The organism is Amycolatopsis panacis, assembly GCF_003600245.1.
GTDB lineage: Bacteria > Actinomycetota > Actinomycetes > Mycobacteriales > Pseudonocardiaceae > Amycolatopsis > Amycolatopsis sulphurea.
In genome coordinates, this window is record NZ_QZFV01000120.1 from 85,436 (window position 1) to 97,962 (window position 12,527).

11 protein-coding genes are annotated in these 12,527 nt (G+C 69.0%); 6 read left to right on the forward strand and 5 right to left on the reverse strand.

The genetic code is table 11. The features are described from left to right. The first annotated feature begins 29 nt into the window (after nucleotides 1-29). Complete coding sequence (metG, locus tag D5S19_RS25910) at nucleotides 30-1,448, forward strand: methionine--tRNA ligase (RefSeq protein ID WP_120025993.1); 1,419 nt, start codon at nucleotides 30-32, stop codon at nucleotides 1,446-1,448. Between the two features lie 26 nt (nucleotides 1,449-1,474). After that, entirely contained in the window at nucleotides 1,475-2,596 is a 1,122-nt protein-coding gene (locus D5S19_RS25915) for a winged helix DNA-binding domain-containing protein (protein WP_120025994.1), read from the forward strand. A 30-nt stretch (nucleotides 2,597-2,626) separates the two neighbouring features. Here the strand turns inward: D5S19_RS25915 and D5S19_RS25920 are convergent, their stop codons facing one another. Next, complete coding sequence (locus D5S19_RS25920; protein WP_233574166.1) at nucleotides 2,627-4,210, reverse strand: helix-turn-helix domain-containing protein; 1,584 nt, start codon at nucleotides 4,208-4,210, stop codon at nucleotides 2,627-2,629. Nucleotides 4,211-4,614: 404 nt separating this feature from the next. Here D5S19_RS25920 and D5S19_RS25925 point away from each other — a divergent pair, with 404 nt between their 5' ends. The 4 genes from D5S19_RS25925 (at nucleotide 4,615) to D5S19_RS25935 (ending at nucleotide 7,918) form a co-directional block, all read left to right on the forward strand. Then, nucleotides 4,615-6,159 carry an asparagine synthase-related protein gene (locus D5S19_RS25925; protein ID WP_120025995.1) on the forward strand — a complete coding sequence of 515 codons (1,545 nt, stop codon included), beginning with the start codon at nucleotides 4,615-4,617 and terminating at the stop codon, nucleotides 6,157-6,159. Then, on the forward strand, nucleotides 6,156-6,899 hold the full coding sequence (locus D5S19_RS25930; protein ID WP_120025996.1) for a class I SAM-dependent methyltransferase: 744 nt from the start codon (nucleotides 6,156-6,158) through the stop codon (nucleotides 6,897-6,899). The genes D5S19_RS25925 and D5S19_RS25930 overlap by 4 nt, the downstream gene beginning before the upstream one ends. 74 nt (nucleotides 6,900-6,973) lie before the next feature. Then, complete coding sequence (locus D5S19_RS33345; RefSeq protein ID WP_233574167.1) at nucleotides 6,974-7,219, forward strand: hypothetical protein; 246 nt, start codon at nucleotides 6,974-6,976, stop codon at nucleotides 7,217-7,219. A 27-nt stretch (nucleotides 7,220-7,246) separates the two neighbouring features. Continuing rightward, the gene (locus D5S19_RS25935) at nucleotides 7,247-7,918 is read left to right on the forward strand and encodes a squalene cyclase (protein ID WP_233574168.1); all 672 of its coding nucleotides are present in this window, start codon (nucleotides 7,247-7,249) and stop codon (nucleotides 7,916-7,918) included. A gap of 13 nt (nucleotides 7,919-7,931) precedes the next feature. Here the strand turns inward: D5S19_RS25935 and D5S19_RS25940 are convergent, their stop codons facing one another. Genes D5S19_RS25940 through nirB form a run of 4 tightly spaced genes read right to left on the reverse strand, consistent with a single transcriptional unit; the run spans nucleotide 7,932 to nucleotide 12,525 of the window. Continuing rightward, entirely contained in the window at nucleotides 7,932-8,567 is a 636-nt protein-coding gene (locus D5S19_RS25940) for a formylglycine-generating enzyme family protein (protein ID WP_199730706.1), read from the reverse strand. 12 nt (nucleotides 8,568-8,579) lie between these two features. Beyond that, nucleotides 8,580-9,686, reverse strand: coding sequence for a uroporphyrinogen-III synthase (locus D5S19_RS25945; protein ID WP_120025997.1), 1,107 nt, complete (start codon nucleotides 9,684-9,686; stop codon nucleotides 8,580-8,582). Then, entirely contained in the window at nucleotides 9,683-10,024 is a 342-nt protein-coding gene (gene nirD, locus D5S19_RS25950) for a nitrite reductase small subunit NirD (RefSeq protein WP_120025998.1), read from the reverse strand. Before nirD ends, D5S19_RS25945 begins: the two co-directional genes overlap by 4 nt. After that, a complete protein-coding gene (gene nirB, locus D5S19_RS25955; RefSeq protein WP_120025999.1) occupies nucleotides 10,021-12,525 on the reverse strand; it encodes a nitrite reductase large subunit NirB in 2,505 nt (834 codons plus the stop codon). The genes nirD and nirB overlap by 4 nt, the downstream gene beginning before the upstream one ends. Between the last annotated feature and the right edge of the window lie 2 nt (nucleotides 12,526-12,527).

Below are 12,527 nucleotides of genomic sequence, written 5' to 3' on the forward strand. Positions count from 1 at the left end.
CCGCCGAAGGCCGGGCGGAGAGGAACACGATGACCTGCTGCATCACCACCGCCATCCCGTACGTCAACGCCGAACCGCACCTCGGACACGCACTCGAACTGGTCCAGGCCGATGTGATCGCCCGGCATCGGCGGCTCCGCGGGCACCCCGTCCACCTCCAGACGGGCACGGACGACAACGCGCTCAAGAACGTCACCACGGCAAAGGCGGAGGGTTTGCCCGTGCGGGAGTTCGTGGACCGCGGCGCCGCCCGGTTCGCCGCCCTGGGAGAGCCGCTCGGCCTCGCCGTCGACGACTTCATCCGCACCAGCACCGACCAGCGGCACCCCGACGGAGTCCGCCGGTTGTGGCAGGCCGGCGCCGCGCGAAGCGACTTCTACCTGCGTGATTACCAAGGCCGGTACTGCGCGGGCTGCGAACAATTCTACGCCGAAGACGAGCTGGTCGACCGACGGTGTCCCGAGCACCGCGTCCCGCCCGAGCCGGTGACCGAGCGGAACTGGTTCTTCCGCCTTTCCCGCTATCGCGACCGGATCCTGGACCTGCTGGAATCCGGCCGGATCCGGATCGAACCGGCTGCGCGGCGCCGGGAGGCGGTGGCCTTCGTGCGTGCCGGGCTGGCCGACCTCAGCGTGTCCCGGCCCGCCGCGCGCTCGGACGGCTGGGGCATCCCGGTCCCCGGCGATCCGAGCCAGGTGATCTACGTCTGGTGGGACGCGCTGGCCGGCTACCTCACCGCGAACCCCACGCGCTGGGCCGGCGCTGCCGAACGCGTGCACGTGATCGGCAAGGGGATCTTGCGGTTCCACGCCGTGTGCTGGCCCGCGTTGCTGCTGTCGGCGGGAGAACCGTTGCCGGACACCATCTTCGTACATGACTACCTGACTGTGAACGGGGCGAAGATCGCCAAAAGCGCCGGTAACGCGATCCGGCCCGTCGAGCTGATCGACCGGTACGGCGTGGACGCCGTGCGCTGGTGGCTGCTGCGCGAGGTGCCGGCGCTCGGTGAAACCGATTTCACCGAGGCGCGGCTGGTCGCCAGGGCCGATCAGGAATTGGCCAATGGCCTGGGCAACCTGGCCCACCGCGTGCTGTCGCTCACGCACCGGCGTCACGGAGGCCGCGTCGCCGACGCGCCACCGCTCGACAGCGCGGTGACGCTGGCCGCTCGAATCGATTCCGCGTTGGCCCGCTTCGACTTCCGCGCGGCGACCACCGCGCTGGTCGACGTGATCGCCGGCGCCAACCGGTTCGTCGAGTACGCCAAGCCGTGGACGCTCGACGGCGAGGAACTGGGCCGGGCGCTCGGCACCGCGATCCGAACCTGCCGGATCCTGGCCGCCGAACTCGCCCCGTTCCTCCCGGACGGCTCCGCCCGGCTGCGGGAGCAACTCGGCACCGGGCAGGCCGCGCCCGTTCTGGTGCGCGTATTCCCGCGGCTGGCTTAGACTTCTCGTACCGAAGGAGAGACGCCATGCCGGACATACCACGCGAACAGGCCTTGGCCTACCGGATCGCCGAACACGGGCTGCACCGGTCCGCCGGCGAGGTGACCGAACTGCCGTTGCTCGATCTCGGCCTGCAGGACAGCATGCGCGACACCGCCCTGCTCTCCCTCGCCGCCCGGCTGTCCACCCCGGTCACTCCGGAGTCTCTTGTGGACGATGACCGGCTCGCCCTCGTGTGGTCGCACCGCGGCGCACCGCACTTCCACCGGCGGACCGAGCTTCCGGAACTGGTGTCCGCATTGGTCCCGCTCAACGATCAGGACGCCCTTTCCCGGATGATGTGGCAGAAGAAGGAGCTGAGCGACACCGGAGTGTCCGCTGTGGACGTTCTCTTCGAAACCGCGCGCGCCATTCGCAAAGTCGTGACCCGCCCGATGACCAAAGGCGCCGTGAGCGCCGCGATCACGAAGCTGATACCGCCGTCGTTCTCCCGCTGGTGTCGCGGCTGCGGCGCCACCCACGTACACGAACAGCTGATGCGGCTGGCGACTGTCCACGGTGGAGTCCGGCTGGAAGCGGGCCAGACACCGGCGACCCTCGCACCGCTCGAAGGCCGTGAGCGCATGTCCACCAGCCCGGCACCGGAGGCCGCGGCCCGGGTACTGGAGCGCTACCTCCGATTCAACGGTCCGGCGACGCCCGGGGACGCCGCCGGGTTCACCGGTTCCGCACGCTCGTGCGTCACCGAGATATGGCCCTCGGACCGGCTCACCGAGGTCCGCGTGGCCGGGCGGCGTACTTTCGTGCCCACGGATCAGCTGACAGCACTGGAGAATCCGCCCACCCCACGCGGTGTCCGGCTGCTGCCGCCGCTCGACCCGTTCACCCAGGGTCGCGACAAGGCGGTGCTCGTTCCGGACAAGGCACGCGCCAAGGAAGTCTGGAAGATCATCGGCAGCCCCGGCGCGGTGCTGGTGGACGGCGAGATCCTCGGCGTCTGGCGCACGAAGGCCAGTGGCAAACGGCTGCGGTTCACCGTCACCGCCTTCGACCCGTTACGGGGCAAAGACCGCGCTGACCTCGAAGCCGAAGCCGAACGGGCCGCTGCCGCCCGCGGATTCCGGGACTTCGCCGTCGACTGGGCGTAGGAGGCGGCCCGGCTCCCACTGCCCCGAAACTCAAGCGCGCCAACGGCATGTGGAGATCCAAAATCCACGACGAGACCCGCCGCACCAGCAGGCGGCACGGCGCCGCAGTTCCACGAATTCCCTGTGCCAGGTGGCCTTACCGGGGAAAGAACGTCGCGCGGTGGGTCCACGCCAGATGTAGTGCTGCGGCGGCGCCCGGTGAGAGGCGGCCCTGTTCCCGGAGGTCGCGTAGCGTGTCTGTTCGAATGGGAGGGCGCGGGTCGAGACTGCGCCTTCGGAGTTCGAGCTGACGGCATTGGCGAACATGGTGTCGTAGAGATCCGGCTCGATGACTGCGACGGTCAGGATGTCTCCGCAGAGGGTCAGCGCGTCGAGTGTGAGGCCGAGGTACCAGACCCGGATGTCGCCGCGACAGTAGGCATCATCAAGGGTGGCAAAGGGTTCGAGTTCGCTGTAGGCGATGGGATGTCCGCTGCCGTCGTATTCGTCGTGCCCGAGAAGTTCCTCGGCGAGTTCCCGTTCGATGTTGCGCCACAAGGAGAAGTCCCCGGCAACTGCGGCGGGCAGGACGCTGGAGGGCTGGAAGATCCCGGCTGGCACGAGGTGGGTCATGCCACCGCCGCCGGCGACTCGTCCGCCGTCTCGCTGATGGAGCACCATGCTGGGGGATTCGCCGCCGCGGATCGTGAGGGTACCGACGGCGCCCATGAGCGGACGGCGAGTCAGGTCGGACGGGTCGGCGATCAGCTTGCGGAAGGCCAGGTTCCGCCACGACGGTTTGGTGGTGATCACTTGGTCGTGTTGATCCCGACTCAGGTGGTGCAGTGCGGTTTCGTGCGCGAGCGCCTCGTTGGTGTCCATCGAGTCGAAAAAGCCCATGTGCCCGAAGGTCATCCGGATCGCGCGCGCTGATCGGTCCAGCCCGGTCAGCCGGAAGCACAACCTGTTCTCGAACAACCGCGGCGCGGCGAGTTCGCGGATCGCATCGTGGTAGCGGCGAAACCGCCGCGTGGGCGTGACCAGCGGTCGTACGGCGGCGGTCTCGGGTTCGCCACCGGTAAGCACCGGCTGGGCGGCGTCGGAGTCCAGCGTCAGGGTCACAGCACCCAGCGGTATCGGCGTGGCCGGGATCCAGTCCGGCCGGGTGATCACGCCGGTGTGCTCCAGCCCGGGAACGCGGTAATCCGGGTAGAGGTCCTCGGCGACGACCGCGAGCGCTCGGCGGGTGCCGCCGAGCGCGGTGCGGACCGCGAGCCAACGTTGCCGATCTGCCACGACGTCCGGCTCCGTCTCCTGCGTCGTGGGTATGGCGGCAGCCTCGGGGGTGCCGGGCGGCCGGCTGGTCTGGATCCGGGGTCGAGGGAAACCGAGTTCGGTGATGGCGACGCCGAAGTACTCGGCGAGTAGTCGCTGGTAGAGCCGCTTCGGGGATTCCGTCTCCCCGGATTCCCACCGGTAGACCGACTTCTTGGTCAGCGTCAGGTACCGGTGGTGCTTCGTGGTTGCCAGCCGGTTGAGTTCCTCGGCCAGCTCCTGCTGCGACAGGCCTCGCTCGAGCCGCAGGGCGATCAAGGTCTCGTTCGGCGCGCGGAACGGGTCAGCGGAGCCAGCCATATGCACACCGTAAGCGAGCCGGGACGCTGGGCAGCCGCCGACGTCCACCGCCTGTCCCCGCAACGTCCACTATTCGGGTACCGCCCGCCCGCCATCCGGGGTCGAACTGCGGCAAACGCGCTGGTGAGATGAGGTAAGCGCGTCAATCGGCGCGTTCACCACGGCGAGCCTGCCCGGCTTGCCACGGGTTCAGCACACGAAGGAGTCGAGATGGACCTGGACGCGATGTTCACCGGAGACCTGGTGCTCGGTGTGCCCTCGTCGGAGAGCCTCTACGTGCCGAAGATGCCTGGCGACGGCAACGACAAGGGCGACCGCTGCGTCAGCTGACCGTATGCCACATCCTCTGCGGCTCGGGCGGCTCGCGCTGCCTGAGCCGCACGATGGAAGGGACCTGACCCCACATGCTTTCCTTCCGCCTGGCGCTGGCCGACCTGACCAGACCGGCGTGGCACTGGGACAGCGATCGATGGCGCTGCGGCGAAAGCTGGGTCCAGCCGATCTTCCACCCGGCGCTGCGTCACGAGTTCGACTACCACGCGCAAGGGACCGCGATCCTGGTGCGTGACCTCTCCAGCCGGGTGACGTTGGCAGAACCAGCGCTTTCCGACGAGGCCCTTTCCCGTGGCGACGCACTGGTATTACACATGCAGCCGGGGCGGGTCACCCTCACCGCCGGCGTCGGCGGCACCGTACCGCTGTACCTGGCCGCCGACGGCGAGATACTGCACGGGAGCTGGGACCTGCCCGCGCTGCGCCGCTTCCTCCGGCCGTCGCGGCTACAGGATCGTGCCGTGGCACGGGTCTTGACCAGGCGGCACCGCTACAGCAGCGACACTCTGTTCACTGACGTGACGATGTTGACCGAACGCGCGATCGCGACGTTCACCACGGCGGGCTGCCAGCTCACGTATCCGGTCCCTGCCGAGCACGTCACGCACGCGCGGGACCTGCGCTCCGGCGCCGACCCCCGCGATGGACTCGCCTACCTGCTCGCGGAGGCATTGCACCCGTGGCGCGCCAGTGGAGCCATGATGGGGCTGGAACTGTCCGGCGGCCTGGACTCTGCCACGGTCGCAGTCGCCGCGCACCAGTCGGGAGCGCCGACGCTGCGAACCTTCGGGCTCCTTGTCGGGGGAGCCCTCGGCGCCGAGCAGCATCGCCGCCGCGTCGCGATCGCCGAGCGTGTCGGCGCGACAGACGACGTCCTGCGAGCGCACGAGCATGCCCCGTTCTGCGCTGGTGGCATCAGGGCCAGCGGTGTCGCGCACGATCCCCGGGGCGAGTTTTACCGCGAAGCGTTCGAAGCCCTCGCCAGCCGCGCTGCTGACCGTGGTGTCACGATCATGCTGACCGGCAACGGCGGAGACGAGATCATGGCACCCCGGATCGACGAACTGCCTCCGCCGCCACCCCAGAGCCTGGCCGAAGTGTCCTGGCTGGGGCCGCGGACCCGAGACGCCATCGCCGCGATCGACGACAACCTGGCGCCGTCGGCCGTGCTGCCGACACCGACCTTGATGGGGTTTGCCATCCACCACCCCGCTTACCTTCGCGCGGGAATCTGGCCGGTCACGCCCTTCACCCATCCCCGTCTGGTGCGCTTCGCCGAGCAACTCCCGCTCGGGGTGCGTCGCGGCAAGAAGCTCTACCGCGACTTCCTCACCCGCGCCGGCCTGCCCTCGTTCGTCACCCACCCCCAGCGCACGGAGCACTTCCGGGACCTCATGCAGTATGGCCTGCGCCACCACGGGCTGCCGTTGGCCGAACGTCTACTCGCCGAGGGCATGCTCCTCGCCGACCAGGGCTTCATCGACCCCGACGGGCTCCAGCGCACCGTGCGCGACGCGCGTCAGAGCGCTACCGTGCCGTCCGTGCTGTGCGACACCCTCGTCCTCGAAGCCGGCCTGCGGTCCCTGCTGGCTCCTGACTCCGCTCCGGTCGCATGAACCTGGCCGAGCACAACATCGCCTATCGGCGCCCCGACCTCTACGACGCCCTCACTCGCGACAGCACCACAGCCGCGACCTGCCAACGCCTCATCGACCAGTACGGGACGACCGGCTCTGCTGGGCGTATTCTCGACCTCGGCTGCGGTACCGCCCGCGACCTCGCCGCATTCGCCGGCAGCCACGACCGCGTCGGCGTGGATCTCCAGCCAGCGCTCATAGCCTACGCACGCGACCAGCACCCCGAGTTGGACCTGCGCGTCGGCGACCTGCGCACGATCCGGCTGGGCCGCGCGTTCGACACGATCCTCTGCCTCGGCAACACCCTGGCCTATCTGCACCCCAACGACGAAATCCGCGCCGCCTTCGCCACGTTCGCGGCCCACGCCGACCCCGGCACCCTGCTGATCATCGTCACCCAGACCGCCCCCACCCTCATCGCCGCACCCACCCGCAGCCGCGTTGAGACGGCAGGCATCCACGCCGAGGTGAGCACCGAGCACAGCTGGGACGCCCGCACCCAGATCGCCACCGTGCACCGCACCTGGCGGCTCGACAACGGCGCCACCGAAACCGACCGCATCCAACGCCGAGTCCTGTTCCCCCGCGAGCTGGAACTCTACGCGACCCTCGCCGGATTCCTCCCCGCGGCGTTATTCACCGATCCGCGGAACCACGCCGGCCCGCTCAACGGCTCCACTGGCCATTTCATCGCGAGGTACAACCCCACGGCGCCATAGACCAGGGGCGACCGGCGTCAATGACCGAGACCAAGTATCGCTGAGTTCGTCCAGGTTTGGCTTACAGTCGGCCCATGACGGTACTCGACTGGCTGCTCGATTCCGATCCGGCGTTGCGCTGGCAGGTCGAACGGGACCTGGCCGGTGCCCCGCCGGAGGTCTGGCAGGCGACCCGGGCGCGGGTGGCGACCGAAGGGTTCGGCGCGCGGCTGCTGTCGCTTCAGGACCCTGACGGCCAATGGGCGGGCGGCGCGTTCTTCCCGGCCGATTTCGCTTCCCGGGACGAGAAAACCGGCCAGCCCTGGACCGCGACCACCTGATCACTGTATTCCCTGCGCGAATGGGGCGTGGACGCGTCGGTGCTGCGCGGAACGGCCGAGTTGCTCGCCGAGAACAGCCGGTGGGAATACCACGATCTGCCGTACTGGGGCGGCGAAGTCGACTGCTGTATCAACGCCTGGACGCTGGCGAACGGGCTCTGGCTCGGCGCGGACGTGCGCGGGATCGCCGACTGGTTCGTCGAGCACCGCCTGCCCGACGGCGGCTGGAACTGTGCATGGGTCGAAGGCTCGACCCGCTCGTCCTTCCATTCCACGATCAATTCGCTCAAAGGCCTGCTCGCCTACCACCAGGCGACCGGAGGCACCGAGGCCACCCGCGCCGCCCAGCGGACGGGCGAGGAGTACCTGCTCGAACGCAAACTCCTGCATCGACTGTCCACTGGGGAGCGTGTCGGCGAGTGGGTGAACCATTTCGGCTACCCGTTTCGCTGGCTGTACAGCGCGCTCAACGCAGCCTCGTACTTCCGCGAGGCGTCTCTATTGGACGGTACTGCACCGGATCCGCGGATGGCGGAGGCAATCGAGCTGATCCGCGCCGCCCGGCGGCCGGACGGCCGTTGGCTGCAGGAAGGACCGTTGCGCGGCGAAGTGTGGTTCGAGATCGACGCGCCTGTGGGCGAACCGTCGAAGTGGCTCACCCTGCACGCGACGCGGGTCCTCGCCTGGCGGGAATCCTGACCTCGCCGCGCCACTACCCCGGATGCCCGCCGCGAGCCAGCCGGAACCCCACGTCGTCGACCCGGTATTCGGGATGGCTGCGCCGTCGGACCGATACCCGGCAGCTCCAGTGCTCGTCCGCCCAGCCGCCGCCCTTCAGCACGTGGTATTCGCCATACACCGCCGGATCGTAGCGATCCCAGCACCAGTCCCAGGTGTTGCCGAGCAGGTCGTGCAGGCCCCACGCATTCGGGATTTTCCCGGCCACCGGGTGCGGCCGATCCCCGGAGTTGCCGCGGTACCAGGCGATCTCGGGCAGGTTGCCGTATCGCGGGCCGGTGGTGCCCGCCCGGCAGGCGTGTTCCCATTCCGCCTCGGTGGGCAGCCGGTATCCGGGAGCGGAACGATCCCAGTGCACGGTCGCTCCCTCGATTCGGTACACGGGAGGCAGTCCGTCGCGTTCGGACTGTGCATTGCAGAATCGCACGGCGTCCCACCAGGACACCTCCACCGCGGGTAATCGACCCTCCACATCGGACACTCCGGTGTACTGCGCACGAGTGACCGGTACCGGCGCCAGTTCGAACGCCGCCACCTCCACAGTCCACTTCCGTTGCGTCCGCCGGTCGGACAACGTCACCGTGCCGGGCGGAAGGGCAGCCATCTCCACAACTACCGGATGTTAGCGGTCCGGCACCGCCAGCCGGTACCCCCGTTTCACCACGGTCTGCACCACTCCCGCGCCACCCAGCGACGTCCGCAGGCGGCCGATCGCGGTTTCCACCGCATGTTCCTCGCCACCCGACGGCAGCGCTGCCGAAAGCTCCCTCCGGGACATCACGTGCCCGGGATTGCGCGCCAGCGCGCGCAGCAACGCCATCGGCGCGGGAGCGATCTCCCGCCACTCGCCGTCCATCAGCGCCCCGTTTCCGCGCAGTTCGAGAACGTGCTCCGCCGCATAAAGCCGGGGCGATCCATTCGCCAGTGCTTCCGCGACGGTCCTGGCCAGCGCGCCGATCCGCGACCGCTGCGGCTGCACGGTCGGCACGCCGAGCGCGGCCAGCGGCCCGGCGGTGATCGGGCCGACGCAGGCCACGACAACCCGCGTCGTCAGCGCATCGACGAGTGCCGGGAACCGTCCGGTGCGGCGAGCCATCGCCAGCGTGGAGGCCACCGCAGGAGCGCTCGTGAACGGCAACGCGTCCACGCCGCCGTCGAGCACCGCGTCCAGCAGCCGGTCCAATGGCGCCGGATCCGCCGGGCCGACCCAGCGATAGACCGGAATCTCGATCACCTCCGCACCAGCCGAACGCAGTGCATCCACAAAGTACGGAAGCGGCTCGCCATGCAGCTGCACCGCGACTCGACGTCCCTCCACACCGGACTCAAGAAGGTGCGTCAGCAGTTCGGCGTTGCTTTCGGACGCCGGGGAGTAGTCCTCCGCGAGCCCGGCGGAGCGTAGGGCACCGGTCGCTTTCGGGCCACGAGCCAGCAGCGAAGCGGCGGACAGCCGGCGGAGCAGGGCGTCCCCGAGTCCCCACCCCTCGGCGGCTTCCACCCATCCTCGGAAACCGATCCCGGTCGTGGCCACCACAACGTCCACTGGGGAATCGAGCAAACGTGCGGTGGCCGCACGCAGTTCGGTATCGTCGGCCAACGGGACGATCCGGATCGCCGGGCCGTAGCGCACTTCCGCCCCCTTTCGCACCAAAAGCGCGCCCAGCTCGTCGGCCCGGCGCGCCGCGGTGATTCCGGCGACGAAACCGGCCAGCGGAAGAACCTCCGTCACGGAGAGCCCACCTCGACCATCCCCGACCGCACGCGCGCCGGGTACACCGGAACCGACTGCTGGTCCGCGTCCAGGCACCGTCCGGTACGGAGGGAGAACCGGTCTTTGTAGACCGGTGACGCCACCACGGGCTCTCCCCCGGCGTCCCCGACAATGCCGCGGGACAGCACAGCCGCACCACTGCAAGGATCCCAATTGGACACTGCGTACCACTGGTCGCCGGGCAGGTGGAACACCGCGATCTGCGCGCCGTCCACCAGCGCGGCGACACCCGCGAACTCCGCTACCCGCGCGGCCGGGCAGACCACCGTCCACGTCCGCTCCAGGGAAACCGTCATTGCTTCACCTCCGGAACTCCCAGCAGCACCGGCACCTTCTGGTCCCGCTCCGCACGGAACGAGATCGACGGATCCGGCGTGCCCGGCGCGTTGACGAACGAACTGAACCGCGCCAGCTTTTCCGGATCCTCCAGCACTCCTCGCCATTCGTCGGCGTAGTTCTCGACGTGCTTGGCCATCGCCGCGTCCAGGTCCTCGCAGATGCCGAGGCTGTCGTCCACGATGACCGCACGCAGGTGGCCGAGCCCGCCGTCCAGCTCCTCGATCCACGGCGCGGTGCGTTGGAGCCGGTCGGCGGTGCGGACGTAGAACATGAGGAACCTGTCGATGGTCCGCACCAAGATCTCGGTATCCACATCGGACAGGAGAAGCTCCGCGTGCCGGGGATTGGCACCGCCGTTTCCGCCCACGTAGAGATTCCAGCCGTGCTCGGTGGCGATCACGCCGAAGTCCTTACCGCGCGCCTCGGCGCATTCCCTCGCGCAGCCCGAGACTCCGGCTTTGATCTTGTGCGGTGAACGCAACCCGCGATAGCGCAGCTCCAGTTCGATCGCGAGCGCGACACTGTCCTGCACGCCGTAGCGGCACCACATGGAGCCGACGCAGGATTTGACCGTGCGCAGAGATTTCCCGTAGGCATGGCCGGACTCGAACCCGGCATCGACCAGCCTGCGCCAGATCTCCGGCAGCTGGTCCACAGTGGCCCCGAGCAGATCGATCCGCTGGCCGCCGGTGATCTTCGTGTACAGACCGAATTCCTGTGCGACCTCGGCGATCACCATCAGCTTCTCCGGGGTGATCTCCCCGCCGGGAATCCGCGGCACCACCGAGTAACTGCCGTTGCGCTGGAGGTTGGCGAGGAACCGGTCGTTGGTGTCCTGCAGCGTGGCCTGCTCACCGGCGAGGATGTGCCCGTTGCCCAGCGTCGCCAGGATGGACGCCACTGCCGGTTTGCACACCGCGCAGCCGGTTCCGGTGCCGTACCGGCTGATCACCTCGCTGAACGTGGTCATCCGGGTGGCCCGCACGATCTCGAACAGCTCGGCCCGCGACTGTCCGAAGTGCTCACACACCGCCTTGGACTGCTCCACCCCGCAGGCATTGAGCAGCTTGGCCAGCATCGGCACGCAGGAGCCACACGAGGTACCGGCGCGCGTGCACGCCTTGAGCTTTCCGACCGAATCGCAACCGTTCTCGGTGACAGCGTGCGTGAGAGCACCCTTGGACACCCCGTTGCACGAACAGATCTGCGCCTCGGCGGGCAGCGCATCAATCCCGACGGCCGCGCCGCCTCCAGCCGGGGCGAGCAACGCGCCCGGGCCAGCAGGCAGTGCACGGCCGACCAGAGCACGCAACGTGTTGTACTCCGCCGCATCGCCGACGAGAACTCCGCCGAGCAGCGTCTTCCCGTCGTCAGTGACCACGAGCTTCTTGTAAGTCCCGGCCACGGCGTCGTTCACCGCGACCTCCAGCGCACCCTCGGTGGCCGCATGCGCGTCACCGAAGCTGGCGACGTCGACTCCCATCAGCTTGAGCTTCGTCGCGGTGTCCGGCTCAGGGAAGGTCGCCACGCCACCGGTCAGCTGCACCGCGACCACCTCGGCCATCGCATAGCCCGGCGCCACGATCCCGTAGACCCGGCCTTCGACGGCCGCGCACTCGCCGATCGCGTAGACCGAAGGATCGCTGGTACGACAGGTCGCGTCGACCAGCACCCCGCCTCGTTCGCCGAGTTCCAGCCCGGACGAACGCGCCAGCTCGTCACGCGGACGGACGCCCGCGGAGAAGACCACCAGGTCCACATCCAGCTCGGTACCGTTGCCGAGCCGAGCCAGCAACCGTTTCCCGTCCGGCACGATCGCCTCGGTGGCCGTTCCGGTGTGGACAGTCACGTCGAGACTCGTGATGAGGCGCCGCAGCAGCCCGCCGCCGCCATCGTCGATCTGCAACGGCATCAGGCGCGGCGCCATCTCCACGACGTGTGGCGAGAGTCCCATATCCCGCAAAGCTTTCGCAGCTTCCAGGCCGAGCAGACCACCGCCGACCACCAACGCCGCCCGACGCCCCCGCCCCGGCTGGTGGGCAGCGGCACGGATCGCATCGAGGTCTTCGATCGTCCGGTACACGAACACGCCCGCCAGATCGTGCCCGGGTACCGGGGGTACGAACGGGCGCGACCCGGTAGCGAGCACGAGTGTGTCATAGGGCTGGACATGCCCGGCGCTGGTCGTGACGGTCTTCGCTTCCCGGTCCACCGACACTACCGCGTCACCGAGCCGCAGCTCCACCGCGTCGTCACCGGGATAGTCCGAGCCGGGCAGTGCGAGCGCGGCCGGATCCCAGCTGTCCACATAGGAGGTCAGCGCCACCCGGTCGTACGCCGGGCGGGATTCCTCGGCCAGCACCACGATCCGCCAGGCACCGGCCGGATCCGCCGCGCGGATCGATTCCACCAGCCGGTGCGCGACCATCCCGTGCCCGGCGATCACCACCGTGGGCATGC